This is a genomic window from Burkholderiales bacterium, assembly GCA_036262035.1.
Taxonomy (GTDB): domain Bacteria; phylum Pseudomonadota; class Gammaproteobacteria; order Burkholderiales; family SG8-41; genus JAQGMV01.
This window is the reverse complement of sequence record DATAJS010000010.1, coordinates 370,910-389,467: the sequence shown is the minus strand read 5'-3', so window position 1 is coordinate 389,467 and position 18,558 is coordinate 370,910. Positions and strand designations below refer to the sequence as shown.

21 protein-coding genes and 1 tRNA gene are annotated in these 18,558 nt (G+C 66.6%); 10 read left to right on the top strand and 12 right to left on the bottom strand.

From position 1 onward, the window contains the following. The first annotated feature begins 42 nt into the window (after window positions 1-42). Window positions 43-801: a YdcF family protein gene (locus tag VHP37_09830; GenBank protein HEX2826632.1), complete on the top strand. Its 759-nt coding sequence runs from the start codon at window positions 43-45 to the stop codon at window positions 799-801. Between the two features lie 21 nt (window positions 802-822). Beyond that, complete coding sequence (locus tag VHP37_09825) at window positions 823-1,242, top strand: OsmC family protein (GenBank protein HEX2826631.1); 420 nt, start codon at window positions 823-825, stop codon at window positions 1,240-1,242. A gap of 98 nt (window positions 1,243-1,340) precedes the next feature. Here the strand turns inward: VHP37_09825 and coq7 are convergent, their stop codons facing one another. The 9 genes from coq7 to rpe all read right to left on the bottom strand — a co-directional run bounded on the left by coq7 (window position 1,341) and on the right by rpe (window position 8,615). Beyond that, window positions 1,341-1,964: a 2-polyprenyl-3-methyl-6-methoxy-1,4-benzoquinone monooxygenase gene (gene coq7 / locus VHP37_09820; protein ID HEX2826630.1), complete on the bottom strand. Its 624-nt coding sequence runs from the start codon at window positions 1,962-1,964 to the stop codon at window positions 1,341-1,343. Window positions 1,965-2,036: 72 nt separating this feature from the next. Then, window positions 2,037-2,825 (bottom strand): indole-3-glycerol phosphate synthase TrpC, encoded by a 789-nt coding sequence (trpC, locus tag VHP37_09815; protein ID HEX2826629.1) that lies wholly within the window; start codon window positions 2,823-2,825, stop codon window positions 2,037-2,039. Beyond that, on the bottom strand, window positions 2,822-3,847 hold the full coding sequence (gene trpD / locus VHP37_09810; protein HEX2826628.1) for an anthranilate phosphoribosyltransferase: 1,026 nt from the start codon (window positions 3,845-3,847) through the stop codon (window positions 2,822-2,824). The genes trpC and trpD overlap by 4 nt, the downstream gene beginning before the upstream one ends. Further along, window positions 3,844-4,416, bottom strand: coding sequence for an aminodeoxychorismate/anthranilate synthase component II (locus VHP37_09805; GenBank protein ID HEX2826627.1), 573 nt, complete (start codon window positions 4,414-4,416; stop codon window positions 3,844-3,846). Before VHP37_09805 ends, trpD begins: the two co-directional genes overlap by 4 nt. A gap of 206 nt (window positions 4,417-4,622) precedes the next feature. Beyond that, window positions 4,623-5,291, bottom strand: a complete 669-nt coding sequence (locus tag VHP37_09800) for a PEP-CTERM sorting domain-containing protein (protein ID HEX2826626.1) — start codon at window positions 5,289-5,291, stop codon at window positions 4,623-4,625. A 164-nt stretch (window positions 5,292-5,455) separates the two neighbouring features. Beyond that, window positions 5,456-5,647, bottom strand: coding sequence for a hypothetical protein (locus VHP37_09795; protein ID HEX2826625.1), 192 nt, complete (start codon window positions 5,645-5,647; stop codon window positions 5,456-5,458). A gap of 141 nt (window positions 5,648-5,788) precedes the next feature. After that, window positions 5,789-7,264 carry an anthranilate synthase component I gene (gene trpE / locus VHP37_09790; GenBank protein ID HEX2826624.1) on the bottom strand — a complete coding sequence of 492 codons (1,476 nt, stop codon included), beginning with the start codon at window positions 7,262-7,264 and terminating at the stop codon, window positions 5,789-5,791. After that, window positions 7,261-7,944 carry a phosphoglycolate phosphatase gene (locus VHP37_09785; GenBank protein HEX2826623.1) on the bottom strand — a complete coding sequence of 228 codons (684 nt, stop codon included), beginning with the start codon at window positions 7,942-7,944 and terminating at the stop codon, window positions 7,261-7,263. Before VHP37_09785 ends, trpE begins: the two co-directional genes overlap by 4 nt. Further along, entirely contained in the window at window positions 7,938-8,615 is a 678-nt protein-coding gene (gene rpe / locus VHP37_09780; GenBank protein ID HEX2826622.1) for a ribulose-phosphate 3-epimerase, read from the bottom strand. Before rpe ends, VHP37_09785 begins: the two co-directional genes overlap by 7 nt. A gap of 165 nt (window positions 8,616-8,780) precedes the next feature. Here rpe and VHP37_09775 point away from each other — a divergent pair, with 165 nt between their 5' ends. After that, window positions 8,781-10,112 carry an MltA domain-containing protein gene (locus VHP37_09775; GenBank protein HEX2826621.1) on the top strand — a complete coding sequence of 444 codons (1,332 nt, stop codon included), beginning with the start codon at window positions 8,781-8,783 and terminating at the stop codon, window positions 10,110-10,112. Here VHP37_09775 and VHP37_09770 read toward each other — a convergent pair. The 3 genes from VHP37_09770 to VHP37_09760 are packed head-to-tail and all read right to left on the bottom strand — an operon-like array spanning window position 10,085 to window position 12,660. Beyond that, window positions 10,085-10,732 carry a TonB family protein gene (locus tag VHP37_09770; protein HEX2826620.1) on the bottom strand — a complete coding sequence of 216 codons (648 nt, stop codon included), beginning with the start codon at window positions 10,730-10,732 and terminating at the stop codon, window positions 10,085-10,087. The genes VHP37_09775 and VHP37_09770 overlap by 28 nt on opposite strands. A 33-nt stretch (window positions 10,733-10,765) precedes the next feature. Next, window positions 10,766-11,473: a DsbC family protein gene (locus tag VHP37_09765; protein ID HEX2826619.1), complete on the bottom strand. Its 708-nt coding sequence runs from the start codon at window positions 11,471-11,473 to the stop codon at window positions 10,766-10,768. Window positions 11,474-11,490: 17 nt separating this feature from the next. Then, a complete protein-coding gene (locus VHP37_09760) occupies window positions 11,491-12,660 on the bottom strand; it encodes a UbiH/UbiF family hydroxylase (GenBank protein ID HEX2826618.1) in 1,170 nt (389 codons plus the stop codon). A gap of 119 nt (window positions 12,661-12,779) precedes the next feature. Between VHP37_09760 and VHP37_09755 the strand changes: the two genes are divergently transcribed. The 7 genes from VHP37_09755 (at window position 12,780) to lnt (ending at window position 18,539) form a co-directional block, all read left to right on the top strand. Then, window positions 12,780-12,855 (top strand) — tRNA-Met (locus VHP37_09755). Window positions 12,856-12,946: 91 nt separating this feature from the next. Next, the gene (locus tag VHP37_09750) at window positions 12,947-13,321 is read left to right on the top strand and encodes a hypothetical protein (GenBank protein ID HEX2826617.1); all 375 of its coding nucleotides are present in this window, start codon (window positions 12,947-12,949) and stop codon (window positions 13,319-13,321) included. A 3-nt stretch (window positions 13,322-13,324) separates the two neighbouring features. After that, entirely contained in the window at window positions 13,325-14,686 is a 1,362-nt protein-coding gene (gene miaB, locus VHP37_09745) for a tRNA (N6-isopentenyl adenosine(37)-C2)-methylthiotransferase MiaB (GenBank protein HEX2826616.1), read from the top strand. Then, window positions 14,683-15,672 carry a PhoH family protein gene (locus VHP37_09740; protein HEX2826615.1) on the top strand — a complete coding sequence of 330 codons (990 nt, stop codon included), beginning with the start codon at window positions 14,683-14,685 and terminating at the stop codon, window positions 15,670-15,672. Before miaB ends, VHP37_09740 begins: the two co-directional genes overlap by 4 nt. Window positions 15,673-15,685: 13 nt before the next feature. Then, window positions 15,686-16,123 (top strand): rRNA maturation RNase YbeY, encoded by a 438-nt coding sequence (gene ybeY, locus VHP37_09735; GenBank protein HEX2826614.1) that lies wholly within the window; start codon window positions 15,686-15,688, stop codon window positions 16,121-16,123. Further along, window positions 16,107-16,940, top strand: coding sequence for a transporter associated domain-containing protein (locus VHP37_09730; GenBank protein ID HEX2826613.1), 834 nt, complete (start codon window positions 16,107-16,109; stop codon window positions 16,938-16,940). The genes ybeY and VHP37_09730 overlap by 17 nt, the downstream gene beginning before the upstream one ends. A gap of 3 nt (window positions 16,941-16,943) precedes the next feature. After that, on the top strand, window positions 16,944-18,539 hold the full coding sequence (gene lnt / locus VHP37_09725; GenBank protein HEX2826612.1) for an apolipoprotein N-acyltransferase: 1,596 nt from the start codon (window positions 16,944-16,946) through the stop codon (window positions 18,537-18,539). The last annotated feature ends 19 nt before the right edge of the window (window positions 18,540-18,558 follow it).

Sequence of the window (18,558 nt, the reverse complement as noted above, 5' to 3'; positions counted from 1 at the left end):
GCCGCGGCGCGCGCATTCGCTTCAGGAACAGTCACTTAAGTCATGTCCGCCTGGGAGTTGACCAACGTCACGGCGAGGCTTTTATTGCCGCCGGGCGGCCTCATCCTGCTCGGCCTCGTCGGCCTCGCGCTCGTGCGCTCGCACCTCAAGGCGGGGTTGGGCGTGGCGTCCTTCGCGCTCGTCGCGCTGCTCGTGCTGTCGACGCCGATCGTGTCGCGCAACCTGCTGAAGACGCTCGAAGACCCTTACAGCGACCCGGCCAGGGCGAACGCGGATGCGATCGTCGTGCTCGGCGGCGGCATGTACCCCGCGGCAGCCGAATACGGCTCTGCATCGGTCGCCGCGCTGACCCTCGAACGCGTTCGCTACGCCGCGCATCTGCAGCGGCGCACCGGCAAGCCCATCCTCGTGACCGGTGGCGACCCCGCAGGCTATCAGACCTCGGAAGCCGCGCAGATGAAGGTCGCGCTGAAGGAGCTGGGCGCCACCGTGAAGTGGACCGAAAGCGCCTCTGCGAACACCTACGAGAACGCGAAGCTCAGCCGAAAGATCCTGAAGCACGCGGGCATCGACAGCATTTTCCTCGTCACCCACGCGTGGCACATGCCTCGCGCCAAGATGGCCTTCCAGAACGCCGGGCTGCGCGTCATCCCCGCGCCGACCGCGTTCCGGCAGGATCCGCGGCATCTGGGCGTCCTCGATTTCGTGCCGACGGCCGAAGGTCTGCGCGACAGCTGGTTTTTCTTCCACGAGGTCGCCGGCATCGCGTGGTACCGCCTAAAATTCGCCCGCGAGCGCTGACGCGCAGCGCACGGAGATCTCATGAAAGTACGCATCAAATGGCTCGAGGACGTCGCTTTCGTCGGCGAGTCCGAGAGCGGTCACGCGCTGGTGATGGACGGCGCGCCCGAAGGCGGCGGGCGCAACCTGGGTCCGCGTCCCATGGAGACGGTGCTCATCGGCACCGGTGGTTGCACCGCGTACGACGTCGTTCACATCCTCAGGAAATCGCGCGCCGCGGTGACCGACTGTGTCGTGCAGATCGAGGCGGATCGCGCGCCTGAAGACCCAAAAGTCTTTACGCGCATCCACTTCCACTTCGTGGTGACCGGCAAGGCGTTGAAGCCGCAGCAGGTCGAGCGAGCGGTTCACCTGTCGGCGGAAAAGTACTGCTCGGCCTCGATCATGCTCGCCAAGACCGCGCAGATCACCCACGACTTCGAAATTCGAGACGCCGAGTGATCGTCATTCCCGACCCGCGCCAGCGGGAGTGATCGGGAATCCATTTTCAGACCACGTCAAAATGGATCCCCGCGTTCGCGGGGATGACGGCTAGTGCATCAAATCCAATAGGTCGTTTTCGTCATCACCTTCGACGCGATGCGCATCAGCCCGCGCACCGGCGCCGGCAGATCGGCCGCGCCGTGCTGGTAAGCGGTCGTCGCGTGGCGCGCTTCGTCGAGACGCATCTCTTCGACGACGGTGCGGCTCTTCGCATCGTCCCGCGGCAGCGTTTGGAGATGTCCGTCGAGGTGTTCCACCACCTGGCGTTCGGTCTCGGCGAGGAAGCCGAGATTGAAGCGATCGCCCAACAGCCCGCTCGCCGCGCCCATCGCGAACGAGCCCGCGTAGAACAGCGGATTGAGGACGCTCTTGCGGCCGCCGAGCTCTTCGATGCGCCGGCTCGTCCACGCGAGGTGCTCGGTCTCCTCGACCGCGGCGCGCTCGAGCGCCGCGCGCGCGACCGGGCTGCGCGCGGTCAGCGCCTGCCCCTGGTACAGCGCCTGCGCACACACTTCGCCGGTGTGATTGATGCGCATCAGCGCCGCGGCGTGCCGCCGCTCGGGGTCCGACAGCGGCGCCTCGGGTAGCTCGGCGCCCGGCACTTCGCGCGAAGACACCGGCGGACCGAAGAGCGTGCGCAGGCCGCGGTCGAAACTGACGATCAGGCGATCGATATTCATATGCGCGTCGCGGCGGCAGCCGCATGAGCGGGCGGTTGCGCCCGAAGCGAAGCGAAGGAGCGGCGTAGATCTTTACGCAAACAGTCTCTCCAGTTCGACGCCCGGATCCGGCGCGCGCATGAACGCTTCGCCGACCAGAAAAGCGCTCACGTCGCGCGAGCGCATGCGGGTGACGTCCTCGGGTTCGAGGATGCCGCTCTCGGTGATGACGATGCGATCCGCGGGGATGCGCTCGAGCAGCCGCAGCGTCGTGTCGAGCCTGGTTTCGAACGTGCGCAGATCACGGTTGTTGACGCCGATGAGCGGCGTCTTCAACTTCAGCGCACGATCGAGCTCCGCCCCGTCGTGCACTTCGACCAGCACCGCCAGCCCGAGCTCGCGCGCGACGTCTTCGAGCTCGCGCATCTTTGCGTCGTCCAGCGCCGCGACGATCAGCAGGATGCAGTCCGCGCCGGCTGCGCGCGCCTCGTACACCTGGTAAGGATCGACCATGAAGTCCTTGCGCAGCGCCGGCAATCCGCACGCGGCACGCGCCGCCTGCAGATCCGCGAGGCGTCCCTCGAAGAACTGCTGGTCCGTCAGCACCGAGAGACACGCCGCGCCGTGGCGCTCGTAGCTCGCCGCGATCGCGGCGGGATCGAAGTCCTCGCGGATCACGCCTTTGCTCGGGCTCGCTTTCTTGATCTCCGCGATCACGGCGGCGCGGCCGCCGGCGATCCTGGCGCGCATCGCCCCGACGAAGTCGCGCGCTGCCGCGGCGTCTCGCGCCGCCGCGACGACCTCCGCCTGAGGTTTGGCGGCCTTCGCCGCCTGCACCTCCTCCCGTTTGACGCCGAGGATGCGCTTCAGGATGTCGCTCATGCCGCAAACACTTTCGTCGCTGCGACGAAGTCGTCGATCTTGCGGCGTGCTGCGCCGCTCGCGATGGTCTCGGACGCGAGCTCGACGCCGGCTTTCAGGGTCGGAGCAAGCCCGGCGACGTAAAGGCTCGCTCCGGCGTTGAGCGCGACGATGTCGCGCGCCGCGCCTTGCTTGTTCTCCAGCGCGCCGAGCAGCATCGCTTTCGATTCGTCGACGTCGGCGACGCGGATGGCCGAAGGGTCAGCCGCTTTCAGGCCGAAGTCCGAAGGCGCGACGGTGTATTCGCGGATATCGCCGTCCTTGAGCTCGGCCACCATCGTCTCGCCCGACAGCGCGATCTCGTCGAGGCCGTCGAGGCCGTGGACGACCAGCACGCGGCGGCTGCCGAGGCGCTGCAGCACGCGCGCCTGTATGCCGACCAGGTCAGGATGGAAGACGCCCAGCACCTGCTGCCGCGCGCCCGCCGGGTTGGTGAGCGGCCCCAGGATGTTGAACATCGTCTTGACACCGAGCTCGCGGCGCACCGGAGCGGCGTACTTCATCGCGCTGTGATGGTTGGGCGCGAACATGAACCCGATCCCGCACTTCTCGATCGTCTGCGCGACCTGCGCCGGCGTGAGGTTGATGTGGACGCCCAGCGCTTCGAGCACGTCCGCGCTGCCCGATTTGCTGGAGACCGAGCGCCCGCCATGCTTGGCGATCCTCGCACCGCCTGCCGCCGCCACGAACATCGCCGCGGTCGAGATGTTGAACGAATGCGCCGAGTCCCCGCCCGTGCCGCAGGTGTCGATCAGGTTGGGCGTGTCTTCCACCGGCACGCGCGTCGCGAACTCGCGCATCACCTCGGCCGCAGCGGCGATCTCGCCGATCGTTTCCTTCTTCACGCGCAGGCCGATCAGGATCGCGCCGATCAGCGTCGGCGACACTTCGCCGGTCATGATGCCGCGCATCAACGCGAGCATCTCCTCGCGGAAGATCTCGCGGTGCTCGATGACGCGGATGAGCGCGGCTTGCGGAGTCATCGCGGGTCCCCTTCGAGGAAGTGCTGCAACAGGTCGTGCCCGTGCTCGGTGAGTATCGATTCGGGGTGGAACTGCACGCCTTCGACCGGCAGCGTCTTGTGGCGCACCCCCATGATCTCGCCGTCCTCGGTCCAGGCGGTGATCTCGAGGCAGTCGGGCAGGCTCTCTCGCTCGATCACCAGCGAGTGGTAGCGCGTCGCGGTGAACGGATTCGGCAGGCCGCGAAACACGCCGACGTCCTTGTGGAAGATCTTCGAGGTCTTACCGTGCATCAGCTCCTTGGCATGCACGATCCTGCCGCCGAAAGCCTGGCCGATGCTCTGATGGCCGAGGCACACGCCGAGGATCGGCGTCTTGCCGGCGAGGCGCTCGATGAGCGGCACCGAGATGCCCGCTTCGTTGGGCGTGCACGGGCCGGGTGAGACGACGATGCGCTCGGGTTGCATCAAAGCGACATCGTCGACGGTAATCTCGTCGTTGCGGCGCACGACGACCTCTTCGCCGAGCTCGCCCAAATACTGGACGAGGTTGTAGGTGAAGGAGTCGTAGTTGTCGATCATCAGGAGCATGATATGCGTAAGCCGCTGTTCGGTAACGAAGTCTAACTGTGAAACGCGCGGCAGGGCGGGGGCGGAACGCACCGTCTCGCACGCATTCGGCGGGGCTTCTGGGCAGGCCGCTAGTATAACGCGCCGCTTTTCTGCGGCTGCTTGCGGCGCCACAGGTCCAAATAAAAACGGCGGCCTAAGCCGCCGCGAAGCTCGCGATGCGCGCCTTACGACTTCCGGCGCCTGCGGCTCATGCCGAGTACGCCCAGCGCGATACCCACGAGCGCGGCCGAAGTCGGTTCAGGCACCACGCTGAACTGGAAGGTGCCCGCGTCGTAGCGGTTCGAGGGACCGCCGTCGATGATCGTCGGATAGGTAAACGCGCCAACGCCGGAGTAGCGTGCGCCGCCGACGAAGCTGATCGCGCCGCCACCCGTGTCGATCGTGGGACCGCCCGAACCGCCGCCGGTGTTCCCGTTGAGGTCGGCGCTGCCGAATCCCTGAGCGACGATGGAGTAACGGCCGACGTTCAGGATGACGTCGTTGATATCGCCGTAGCGGCTCTGCCCGAGCAGCGTGTCTGCGCTCGTCAGCGTGTAGCTGCTGAGGGGGACGAGCGTCTGAGTGTCGCGGTTGAAGATGCCGACGGTGATCGCGTTGACGAAGCCGTCCTGACCGCTATCGAAAGCGCCGACTTGGGTCACCTTGATCGTGGTCACCACGTTGAAATCCATCCCGAGCGGACCGGTCCAGGCTTGGTTGCCGATGCCGCGCGTCGAGTCCAGCGCGATGAAGTCCGCTTGCGCAACCGACGCGTGCAGTGATCCGGCCAGTGCCGACGCAAGCAGCAGCTTGCCGAAGATCCCTCTGGTTTTTTTGCTCGCCGTGCGCCGCATTGTTGTTCCCTTGGTCGTGTCGCACGTGCTTTAAGCACGTTGCATACCACAAGCGAACAATGCGTTGCTTCAATGGCTTAACCATCGCGCCCGCAACCGGCGCAAGCAGACTGTAAAGCCCGCCGACAGTGCGAGAGGCGCGGCGGAGCCTCGAGTGAAGGGCGTCAGGCCGTGATCGACATCGAACCGGTATAGCCGTGGCGGCGCGCGTCCTCGACGCATTCGTCGAGGTTGCCGAACGCCGTGCGGCCTTCGATCAGGACTTCACCGTCCGGCGAAGTCCTGCGCCAGTTCCAGGAGTCGGTGTCGGGCTTGTGGAACGACCAGACGTCGTAGTCGGTGAACTCTTTTCGCATGGACCCCGCCGGAGCAAGCGTCGGGCCCGAATTCGCCTTACGCGATCAGGGACCAGTGGAGCTTTTAAGGGAGGGAGGTTCAAGGAGGGAACCGTACGGTTCCCTCCTTGGCGTCACTGGAATGGGTTGAGCGCACAGCGCTCAATCCCAGCGAGTATCGAGCCCCGACTCCGCCATCTCGGCGGCGCGCAGGAGCGCCTTGGCCTTGTTCTGAGTTTCCTGCCACTCGGCTTCGGGATCGGAGTCGGCGACGACGCCGCCACCCGCCTGGACGTGGAGCGTGCCGTCCTTGATCACCGCTGTGCGCAGGGCGATGGCGACGTCCATGTTGCCGTGGAAGCCGAGATAGCCGACTGCGCCGGCGTAGACGCCGCGCTTCACCGGCTCGAGCTCGTCGATGATCTCCATGGCGCGCACCTTGGGCGCGCCCGACACCGTGCCCGCGGGGAACGTGGCTTTCAGCACGTCGATCGCCTTGAGCCCCGGCTCGAGCTTGCCCTCGACGTTGGACACGATGTGCATCACGTGCGAATAGCGCTCGATGACCATCTGTTCGGTCACCTTGACCGTGCCGGTCCGGGTGACACGGCCGGCGTCGTTACGGCCAAGATCCACCAGCATGATGTGCTCGGCGCGCTCCTTGGCGTCGGACAGGAGCTCCTCCGCGAGCGCCGCGTCCTCTTCGGGCGTGGCGCCGCGGCGCCGCGTGCCCGCGATCGGGCGCACCGTCACGTTGTCCCCTTCGAGGCGCACCAGGATCTCGGGCGAAGCGCCGACGATGTGGAAGTCCGCCAGATCGAAGTAGTACATGTAGGGCGACGGATTGAGCGTGCGCAGCGCCCGGTAGAGCGCGAGCGGCGTCGCGCCGAACGGCTTGGACATCCGCTGCGAAGGGACGACCTGCATGATGTCGCCGTCGTAGATGTAGCGCTTCGCCTTCGCCACCGCCTGGTGATAGGCCTGCTGCCCGAAGCCCGACACCGCGGGCACCGACTTGCCGCGCGTGTCGGCCGGGATCGTCACCGGGTCGCGCAGCTTCTGGAGGAGCTCGGCGAGCCGCGCGCGCGCGCGACCGTAGGCGCCCTCCTCTTCGGGATTGGCATACACGACCAGCGAGAGCTTGCCCGAGAGATTGTCGACGATCGCGATCTCCTCGGATACGAGCAGAACGATGTCGGGCACGCCCAGCGGGTCGGCCTTGGGGACGCGGCCGACGCGCTTCTCGATATACTGCACCGTCTCATAGCCGAAATAGCCGACGAGTCCGCCGCAGAACCGCGGCAGCCGCTCGTCCTTCGCCGTGCGGTAGCGGTCGAGGTACGACTGCACGAACGCGAGCGGGTCTTCGGCGTGCGTGCGCTGCGTCTGTCGGCCGTTTTCGATCTCGACACAGTCGTAGCCGCGCACTTCGAGGCGGCTCGACGCGGCGAGCCCGATGAACGAATAGCGTCCGAAGCGCTCGCCGCCCACCACCGATTCGAGGAGATAGGTGTACGGCTCGTGGGCGAGCTTGACGTAGATCGAGAGCGGCGTATCGAGATCGGCGAAGGTCTCGAGGATGACCGGGACGCGATTGAAGCCCGCGGCCGCGAGCGCCTTGAACTCGGTCTCGTTCATGCTTTCCGCACGAGCGCGGCTGCCTCCACGAGCGTATCGACGATCGCATCGCTGTCGAGATCGCGCACGTCGTGGCCTTCGTTGTAGCCGTAGGTCACGCAGAAAACCGGGCAGCCCGCGGCGCGCGCGGCCTGCGTGTCGTTGAGCGAATCGCCGATCATCAGCATGTCGCGGGGCGCGATCTCGAGGGTTTTGCACGCGTGCAGCAGGGGGTCGGGATGCGGCTTCTTGCGCGCGAGCGTGTCGCCCGACACCACGGTCCGAAAGTACGGTGAGAAGCCGACTTCTTCGAGGAGCGGCAGCGTGAAGCGTCCGGATTTGTTGGTGACCACTGCCAGCGGCAGCCCCATCGACTTGAGCTTCTCGAGACCTTCCTTGACGCCGGGGTAGATCGTCGTGTGCCGGCCGTTCACGGCGACGTAGTGGCGCTCGTAGATCGGCATCGCGCGCGCGACGCTCTCGGCGTCCGCTCCACCGTCGATGTGGCCCGCGAGCGTGCGCTCGACGAGGTTCTGTATGCCTTTGCCGACGAAGGTGCGGATGGTTTCGAGCGGCAGGGGCGGGCGCCCGAGCTCTGCGAGCATGGCGTTCGCCGCCGCGGCGAGGTCGGGGATGGTGTCGAGCAGCGTGCCGTCGAGATCGATCGTCACGCCTTTGATGGCGAGGGGCGCATTCAACATGCGATTCCTCGCGCCTTTTCGAGTTCTTTTCGCATGGCGCCTATGGTCGCTGCGTAATCTTTGGTGCCGAAGATGGCGGAGCCGGCGACGAACGTGTCCGCGCCCGCTTTCGCGACTTCGGCGATGTTGTCGATCTTGATGCCGCCGTCGACTTCGAGCCAGATGTCGCGGCCCGACGCGTCGATGCGTTTCCTCACCGCCCGGATCTTTTCCAGCGCCTGCGGAATGAAAGCCTGGCCGCCGAAGCCGGGGTTCACCGACATGATGAGCACCAGGTCGACCTTGTCCATCACGTGATCGAGATAGGCGAGAGGGGTGGCCGGATTGAACACCAGGCCCGCCTTGCAGCCCGCGTCGCGGATGAGCTGCAGCGTACGGTCGACGTGCTCGCTCGCTTCGGGATGGAACGAGATGATGCGGGCGCCGGCCTCGACGAAATCGGGAACGATGCGATCGACCGGTTTCACCATGAGGTGCACGTCGATCGGCGCGGTGCAATGCGGCTTGATCGCCTTGCACACGAGCGGACCGATGGTCAGGTTCGGCACGTAATGGTTGTCCATCACGTCGAAGTGCACGAGGTCGGCGCCCGCGCGCTGCACGGCCTCGACTTCCGCGCCCAGGCGCGCGAAATCGGCGGAGAGAATGCTCGGCGCAATTCGAAAAGTCATGACAGAGGGTGAAACAAACCGCGGAAACGCTGAATTGTAACCGCTCGCTGTTATTCGGGCGGCCGGGAGGGCGGCTTCTTGCGCTTGCGCGGCCACGTCCACCAGACGATGCCGAGGAGGAGCGCGAGCGCGACGGCGGCTTCGAGCAGGAGAAGGAGGAGAGCCATGGCGGTGGTGATCGGTATACTCGCCGCCATCATGAAGGAAGCACGCCCCGAAATCCAATCGCGCGCACGCGTCGTCGCGGCGCTCGCAGTCGTCCTTGCCGTATTCGCCTGCACCTCGCCGCCCACCGCGGTCACCGAAAAGCCGGTGACGCAGGCGCCGCCTCAGCAGAAGCCCTCAGAACCAGCGCCGCCTCCCGTCGTGACGCCGCAAGCACCTCGCGCCGCTGAACCAGGCCTCAAGTCGCCGCCGGCGCCGACACCGCCCGTCTCCGGTGCGACTTACAAGGCAGCGACTTTCGCGGAGCTTCCCGGCTGGCGCGACGACGCGGCGCTCGAGGCATGGCCGGCGTTCGTCGCGAGCTGCGGCGCGCTCGTCAATCGCGAAGGCTGGCGCGAGGTGTGCACGGCCGCTTCGCGCACATCGCCCGCAAACGCCGACAGCGTTCGCCGCTTTTTCGAGCGGCACTTCAGGGTATGGCAGGTCGCGAGCGCGGAAGGCGCACAGGACGGTCTGATCACGGGCTATTACGAGCCGCTGCTGCGCGGAAGCCGCAAGCCCGGTGCGCGGTATCGCTATCCGCTGTACACCGTCCCCGACGATCTCATCAACGTCGACCTCGCCGAAGCGCAGCCCGACGTCAAAGGCCTGAGACTGCGCGGGCGCCTCGAAGGCCGGCGCATCGTGCCCTACTACGATCGCGCGCAGATCGAAAGCGGCGCGGCGCCGCTCAAGGGCAAGGAGCTGCTGTGGGTCGACGATCCCATCGATTTGTTCTTCCTCCACGTGCAGGGGTCCGGGCGCATTGCGCTCGATAGCGGGGAGACGGTGCGCGTCGGCTACGCGGATCAGAACGGTTATCCTTACAAATCGATCGGCCGCACTCTCATCGAGCGCGGCGAGCTCACGCTCGAGCAGGCGTCGATGCAGGGAATCAAGGCGTGGGCGCGCGAGCATGCCGCGGAGCTCACCGCGCTGCTCAACACCAACCCGAGCTACGTGTTCTTTCGCGAGCTGCCCGGCGCCGGCAACGGGCCGCCGGGCTCGCTCGGCGTGCCGCTCACGCCCCGTCGCAGCGTCGCGGTCGATACGCGATACGTGCCGGCCGGCGCGCCGGTGTACATCGCCACGACGTGGCCGAACAGCGCGAAGCCGATGAATCGCCTCATGCTCGCACAGGACACCGGCAGCGCGATACGCGGGGCGGTGCGCGCCGATTTCTTCTGGGGTTACGGCGAAGCCGCGGCGCGCGAGGCCGGGCGCATGAAGCAACGGCTGAAGATGTGGCTCTTGTTGCCTACCGCTTACGGCGAGCCGCGCTCCACCCCGTAGTTCAGCTCGATCTGCATGCGGCTCCTCACCGCGCGGCCGTTGCGATACGCGGGGGAGAAGCGTGCTGTCATGAGCGCGCGCGAGGCTTCGTCCTCGAAGTAACTCGCCGGCTCGGCTTCGACGACGCTGACGTCGCGCACCGTGCCGGCCTCGTCGATCATCACCAGCAGGCGTACGCGGCCGGTCACCTTATCGTCGGCGGCTTTGCCGCGATACGTGAGGTCGAGCGGCGCGAGGAGCCGCGGAAACACATCCAGTTGCCGCGTGCCGTAGTAGGTCAGGTCGGGCGCCTGCGGCAGGCCGCCGGCGGCCTCGGGCTGAGGCGCGGCGACTGCCGCTTCCGGGGCTTGGATGCGCTCGACAGGAAGGACGCGAGGTTTAGCCGCCCGGGTGCTCTCCGGCATGCGCGCAAGCCCGGGAGCTGCTTCCGGAGAGGCTACGGGTTCCGCGACGACGCGAACACTCAGCGACGGCGCGTGATACGTCGATGCCGGACGCGACGCACCGCCGTTCAGAAAGAGCGGCGTCGAGAGGTGCAGCAGGACGGAGATGCACAGCGCCGCGAGCAGTCGCGATCTCGCGGAAAGCGCAAGCCGCGTGGCCAGGGCGCGGGTCGTCATGTCCTCCTAACGCCCGCGCTGCATGCCTGTTGACTACCTGCCGCGGAGGGCGGCCTCGATCTTTTCGGCGGGCACGTAGCCACCGATCTGTTCGCCGTTGGCGAGATACACGCCGGGCGTGCCCCGCAGCCCGAAGCGCTGCGCGAGCTGGGCGTTGCGCTCGAGCGGTGTGTCGCAATCGCGCCTGCCGGTCGCCGGCGCGCCTTTGAGCATGACGTCTTCCCAGGCCCGGGCGCGGTCCTTGGAGCACCAGATCGCCTTGGCTTTCTCGACCGAGTCCGGCGAGAGGATCGCCCACAGGAACGTGTAGACGGTGACGTCATTCACCTTCGTCAGCTCCTTCTGCAGCTCCTTGCAGTAGCCGCAGTTCGGATCCTCGAAAGTGTAGATGACGCGCTTGCCGTTGCCTTTCACGCGCTTCACCGCGTTCTCGGTGGACTTCGCGAGCACGGTCGCCGCGAGCTTGCTCGTCGCCTCCTGCGTGAGGTTCCGAGGCTGTCCGCCGCGCAGGTCGAGGAGGTTGCCGCTGAACAGATACGAGCCCTTGTCGTCGGTGTAGAACACCTGCCCGTCGATGATCACTTCGTACATGTTCGCGAACGGCATGCGCGAGACGCTCTCGACGGTCATCTTCGGGAACTTGCTCTGGAACGCCTGCCGCACGGCGTTCTCGTCCGCGCCCGCGACACCGGCCGCGAAGAGCGCGACGGCGAGCGCCGATACCCATAATTTCTTCAACATGCTGACCTCTCTATTCGTCATGCGGCAGCGCGACGCGCGAGCGCCGTCTTGAGGGGGCTCTGCGCGTCCACCAAGGTCAGGCCGAGGTTGCGCAGCCCCGCCAACCAGACCGCCGGGCCGTTGAAAAGTTTCTCCAGCCCGTCGGTGGTGAGCTCGAGCGCCGCGATGTCTTCGCGCCGCGCCCGCTCGTAGCGACGCAGCAAGGTATGGTCCCCGCAGTCGCGCCGCGGGCCGCGGCCGGCGAGCACCCGGCCGAACTCGCGTGCGTCGCGCAAGCCCAGGTTCACGCCCTGTCCCGCGAGCGGATGGATGTTGTGGGCCGCATCGCCGATGAGCGCGACGCGCGGCTCGACGAGCCGCGCCACGTGCTGGCGCTTCAGCGGGAATGCGGCGGAGGGGGTGATCACCTTCAGGCGTCCAATTGCGTCCGCGCTGGCGCGCTCGACCTCGGCGGTCAGTGCCTCGGCCGGCATTGCGAGAAGCTCGCGCGCACGCGCCTCAGGTGCGGACCACACCATGGAGACCAGCCGATCCGGCAGCGGCAGGAGCGCGAGCACGCTGTCGCCCGTGAACCATTGGTACGCGACCCCGCGGTGCGGCCGCTCGGCTTCGAAGTTCGCGACGACGCCGAGCTGGCGGTACTGGTGGGTCTTCACCGCGATGCCGGCGCGCTCCCGCACCCAGGAGTCGCTGCCATCGGCACCGACCACGAGGCGTCCGGCAAGCTCGCCGCCGTCGTCGAGATGCAGCCGCGCGGCATCACGCTCCCACGCGATGTCCGTGCAGCGCGCGCCGCAGTACAGCGTCACGTGCGGCGCTGCTTCGAGCGCCTGCCACAGCGCAGACTGCAGCTCGCGCGACTCCGCGACCCATGCCAGCTCGCGCATCCCGGCCTCGTAGGCGCTGAAGTCGAGCCGGCTGCCGCCGCGGTCGCCGAAGACCTCCATCGCCTCGACGCGGGTCAGGCGCTCGGAGCTGAGCGTGCCCCAGACGCCCAGGCCTTCGAGCCAGGACACGTTGCCGGGGCTTACGGTATAAACGCGGCTGTCCCAGCCGCCGGCGTGGTCCGGCACCCGGGGGGGCGCCGGCTCGATCACCGCGACCGTCAGGTCGGCGTCGCGCAGCGCGAGCGCCAGCGCCGCACCGACGATGCCGGCGCCCACGACGATCGCGTCGAAACTGTGCATGTGAGAAGAAGCGTTTGGAAAGGCCCGTGAGTCTACGCCATTTCCCGCGCGGAATCAGGCACCTGGGATGCTTTGCTTGACACGGGGCAACGCGGTCTTTAGACTGCGCCGCTCCCCGTGGCGAGTTAGCTCAGTGGTTAGAGCAGCGGAATCATAATCCGTTGGTCCGGGGTTCAAATCCCTGACTCGCCACCAACCGAATTCACTCATTTGCGTTATCGCCGCCATAGTACATATGGTCCTGAGCGGCAGAGACTTACGGCCATCGTGTGCTATCGTGGCCCGGATGCGTAAGTCCCTGCTCCTGCTTGTTTTATCCCTGATTTTCGCGGCGGCCCATGCGCAGCCCTTCAGGACGCTGCCGGCGTCGGGCTTCCTCGGCACGACCGGCGATCGCCTGCCGCTGCCGGGCATCGTGATCAACAAGACGGTGCTCACGCTCGCCCCGGGCGCCATCATCTACGACCAGAACAACCGGCGGCTGACGCACTCGCAGCTTCCCGTCGGCGCGGACATCTTCTTTACCGGCGACGGCTTCGGCAACGTGATGCGCGTCTACATCCTAACGGCGGACGAGAAAGCGCGCTTCAAGACCACCCCGCCGACCAAGCCCACCACGCCGCCCACGCCCGCGCCTCCCGGCGGCCTGCTCGGCCGTTAATCAATGCCTTCGAAGGTTTACATCAAGACGTTCGGCTGCCAGATGAACGAGTACGACTCGGACAAGATGGCCGACGTGCTGCGCGAATCGCATGGACTGGAACCGACGCAGGATCCGGCCGAAGCCGACGTGATCCTGTTCAACACCTGCTCGGTCCGCGAGAAAGCGCAGGAGAAGGTCTTCCACGATCTCGGCCGCGTGAAGCACCTCAAGCGCGAGCGGCCGGGCGTGATCATCGGCGTCGGCGGCTGCGTCGCGAGCCAGGAAGGCGCGGCGATCGTGAAGCGCGCGCCGTACGTCGACGTCGTGTTCGGCCCGCAGACCCTGCATCGCCTGCCCGAGATGATCGAAGCGCGCCGCGACAGCGGCAAGTCGCAGGTCGACATCTCGTTCCCGGAAGTCGAGAAGTTCGACCGCATGCCGCCGGCGCGCGTCGAAGGTCCGACCGCATTCGTCTCGATCATGGAAGGCTGCAGCAAGTACTGCACGTTCTGCGTCGTGCCGTACACCCGCGGCGAGGAAGTATCGCGCCGCTTCGAGGACGTGCTCACCGAGATCGCCGAGCTCGGCAGCCAGGGCGTCAAGGAGCTGACGCTGCTCGGCCAGAACGTCAACGCGTACCGCGGCGCAACGGAACAAGGCGATACCGCGGACTTCGCGATGCTCCTCGAATATGCCGCCGAGATTCCGGGCATCGAGCGCCTGCGCTACACCACCTCGCATCCGCGCGAGTTCACCCAGCGCCTCGTCGACGCCTACGCCAGGCTGCCCCAGCTCGTGAGCCACGTGCACCTGCCGGTGCAATCGGGCTCGGACCGCGTGCTCGCGGCGATGAAGCGCGGTTACACCGCCATCGAGTACAAGTCGATCGTGCGCCGCCTGCGCGCGGTCAGGCCCGATATTTCCATATCGACCGATTTCATCGTCGGCTTCCCCGGCGAGACCGAGCGCGACTTCGAAGCCACGCTCAAGCTGATCGACGACGTCGGCTTCGATTCGAGCTTCAGCTTCGTCTACAGCCCGCGCCCCGGCACGCCGGCCGCGGAGCTCGCGGACGATACGCCGCAGGAACTGAAACTGCAGCGCCTCCAGACGTTGCAGGCAAAGATCGAGGCGAACGCACAGATGATCAGCCGGCGCATGGTCGGCACCACCCAGCGCATCCTCGTCGAAGGCCACGCGCGCCGCGACGAAGCCGAGCTCGCCGGCCGCACCGACAACCATCGCATGGTGAACTTTGCAGCCCCGGCTTCGCTCGTCGGCGCGCTTGTCGGTAAATTCGTCGACGTGCGGATCACCGCGGCCCTTCCCCACTCCCTGCGCGGAGAGATCGCAGTCACCGCAGTCACCGCAGTCACGCTTTGAAACCAGTAGAGATCAGCTTCGACCCCGTCGACAACCAGCGCCTCGCCAATTTGTGCGGCGCGCTCGACGAGAACCTGCGCCAGATCGAGACGGCGCTCGACGTCAACATCGCGCGCCGCGGCGAGCGCTTCACGATCGAAGGCAAGGCGCCGCAGGCGCGCACCGCCGCCAAGCTGCTGCAGCGTTTCTATAGCGAAGCGAACGATCATCTGTCGCTCGAGGACGTGCAGCTCGGGCTGATCGAAGCCGGCGCTAGTGGCAACGACGGCGACGCGGTGGCGAAGGCGGTCGTCTCGGCGCAACTGCTGACGCGCCGTCCGGACCTGCATGGCCGCACGCCGCACCAGGTCCAGTACCTCGAAAACATCCAGACGCACGACATCACGTTCGCGATCGGACCCGCCGGCACCGGCAAGACCTATCTCGCGGTCGCGTGCGCGGTCGACGCGCTCGAGCGCGACAGCGTGAAGCGCATCGTGCTGGTGCGGCCTGCCGTGGAAGCGGGCGAGCGGCTCGGCTTTCTGCCCGGCGACATGGCGCAGAAAGTGGACCCTTACCTGCGGCCGCTCTACGATGCGCTCTACGATCTCATGGGTTACGACAAGGTCGCGAAGATGTTCGAGCGCGGCGCCATCGAGATCGCGCCGCTCGCCTTCATGCGCGGACGCACGCTCAATCACTCGTTCACCATCCTCGACGAAGCGCAGAACACGACGCCCGAGCAGATGAAGATGTTCCTCACGCGCATGGGCTTCGGCAGCAAGTGCGTCGTCACCGGCGACGTGACGCAGGTCGACCTCGCGCGCGGGCAGAAGAGCGGCCTGGTCGACGCGCAGGAAGTGCTGAAGAAGACGCGCGGCATCGCGTTCACGCGCTTCGGCACCGAGGACGTCGTTCGCCACCCGCTCGTACAGCGCATCGTCAACGCCTATGAAAACCGCGAAGAGCGCGAAGGGCGCGCCCGCAAAGCGGGCACGCAGGCCTGAGCTGCGCCTCGCCGTGCAATATGCGACTCGCGCGCGCAACGTTCCCGGCGAAAAGGATTTCGAGCGCTGGGCGCGCGCCGCCCTCTCGGGTGATGCCGAGGTGACGGTGCGCATCGTCGATACCGTCGAAGGCCGCGAGCTCAACCGCACATACCGCGGCAAGGACTACGCGACCAACGTGCTGACGTTCGTGATGAACGGCGCGGCGCCCTATGAAGGCGATCTGGCATTGTGCGCGCCGGTGGTGACGAAGGAAGCGCGTACGCAGCAGAAGGACGTGACCGCTCACTACGCGCACCTGACGGTGCATGGCATGCTGCACCTGCAGGGCTACGATCACGAGCGCGCGATCGACGCGGAAGAGATGGAAAAGCTGGAAAAGCGCATACTGAAACGGCTGGGCTATCCGGATCCCTACGCCTTGACCCAAGACCATGGACCCACACCCTAAACCCACGCTGCTCGAGCGGCTCTCGGCTTTCATCATGCGCGAGCCCGAAGACCGCGAGCAGCTCATCGAGCTTCTTCACAACTCACACGAGCGCAACCTCCTCGACGCCGACGCGCTGGCGATGATCGAAGGCGTGCTCCAGGTGTCGGAGCTGCAGGCGCGGGACATCATGGTGCCGCGCTCGCAGATGGACGTCATCGACATCAACGAGTCGCCGGACAAGTTCGTGCCGCTCGTCATCCAGACCGCGCACTCGCGCTTTCCGGTCACGAGCGGCAACCGGGACGACATCATCGGCGTCCTGCTCGCGAAAGACCTGCTGCGTTACTACGCGGGCGAGGAAGAGTTCAACGTGCGCGAGATGCTGCGCCCCGCGGTGTTCATCCCCGAGTCCAAGCCGCTCAACGTCCTGCTCAAGGAGTTCCGCAAGAATCGCAACCACATCGCCATCGTCGTCGACGAGTACGGCGGCGTGGCCGGGCTGGTCACGATCGAGGACGTGCTCGAGCAGATCGTCGGCGACATCGAGGACGAATACGATTTCGACGAAGACGAAGACAACATCATCCAGGACAAGAGCGGCCTGTATCGCGTGAAGGCGATGACCGAGATCGAGGACTTCAACGAGAAGTTCGGCACCGAATTCTCGGACGAGGAGTTCGACACCATCGGCGGCCTGGTGCTCAAGCGCTTCGGACGCGTCCCCAAGCGCGGCGAACAGGTCGACATGGAAGGGCTCACGGTGACCGTGCTGCGCGCCGACAGCCGCCGGGTGCATCTGCTCGAGGTGGCGCCCCAGAGCACCGTTCAAGCCTGACGGATGCCGCGAGATACCGGAACGGCAGAGCACGGCGAGCCGCGCGCCCGATCGAGACGTCTCGTAGAACGGCTCGCGCTCGACCGGCTCACGATCGGCGCTTTCCTCCTCGGCCCCCTCTCGGTACTCGGTTTCGCGCCGCTCTATCTCTACCCGCTGCCGATACTGGCGCTCGCAGCGCTGTTCCTGCTGTGGCTCGGGGCGAGCACGCCGCGGCGCGCCGCGGCGATCGGCTGGTGGTTCGGCGTGGGCTTCTTCCTCGCCGGCGTGTCGTGGGTGTACGTGAGCCTCAACACCTTCGGCGCGATGCCGGCGCCGCTCGCCGCGTTCTTCACCCTCCTCTTCTGCGCGTTTCTCGCGCTGTTCCCCGCGGCCGCGGGTTACTGCGTCGCCGCGATCCGCGTCAACCCGTGGCTCGCGTTCGCGCTCGTTGCGCCGTCCGCGTGGATGCTGACCGAATGGGTGAGGGGCTGGATCTTCACCGGCTTTCCTTGGCTCGCGGTCGGCTATTCGCAGATTCCCGGCAGTGCGCTCGCCGGTTACGCGCCGGTCACCGGTATCTTCGGCGTGTCGCTCGCCACGCTCATGAGCGCAGGGCTGCTCGCGCTGCTCGCCGATGCCTTGATGCGATCGCGGCGTGCGCACGCCAAACCATCGGCCTCCGCGCTCGCCGCACCGATCGTGGCGCTTGCCGTGGTGTGGGGCGCAGGCTACGGCCTGTCGCAGACGACCTGGACCGCGCCCGCCGGCGAGCCGGTCGAAGTCACACTTCTCCAGGGCAACATCCCGCAGGAGATCAAGTGGACCATGGAGGGCCTGCGCAAGACGCTGATCACCTATCGCGATCTCGCGTATGAGAGCAAGGCCAAGCTCATCGTGTTTCCCGAGACCGCGATCCCGATGTTCCTGCGCGACATCCCCGCCGACTATCTCTCCGACATCGCGGACCACGCGCGCCACAACGGTGGCGATGCGCTGATCGGCGTTCCCGAGCAGCTTCCCTCGGGCGATTACTACAACAGCGTGATCTCGATCGGCACGTCGAAGATACAGGCGTATCGCAAGTCGCACCTCGTGCCGTTCGGCGAGTTCATTCCCTTGCGGCCGGTGCTCGGCTGGATCGTCGGCGTGCTCGCGATCCCGCTCCAGGATTTCTCGCGAGGCGGCGTCGATCAGCAGCCGCTCGCGGTCGCCGGCCAGCGCGTCGCGCTCAACATCTGCTACGAGGACGCGTTCGGCGAGGAGATCATCCGCCAGCTGCCGCAGGCGACGATGCTGGTGAACGTGAGCAACGTCGCGTGGTTCGGCCGCTCGATCGCGCCCTACCAGCACCTCCAGATCTCGCAGGCGCGGGCGATCGAAACCGGGCGTTACATGATGCGCGCGACCAACACCGGCATGACTGCGGTGATCGACACCCGCGGCAAGGTGGTCGACGCAGCCCCCGAGTTCACGACGGCGGCCGTGACCGCACGCGTCCAGGGCTACTCGGGGGCGACGCCTTACGTGCGCGCCGGCAACCGGCCCGTTCTTCTTCTCGCCCTGCTGCTCCTGGCCGGGGCATGGCTCTACTCGCGGCGCCCCGCCCAAAGCCGGTAAAATTCGCGGTTTCGCGCGT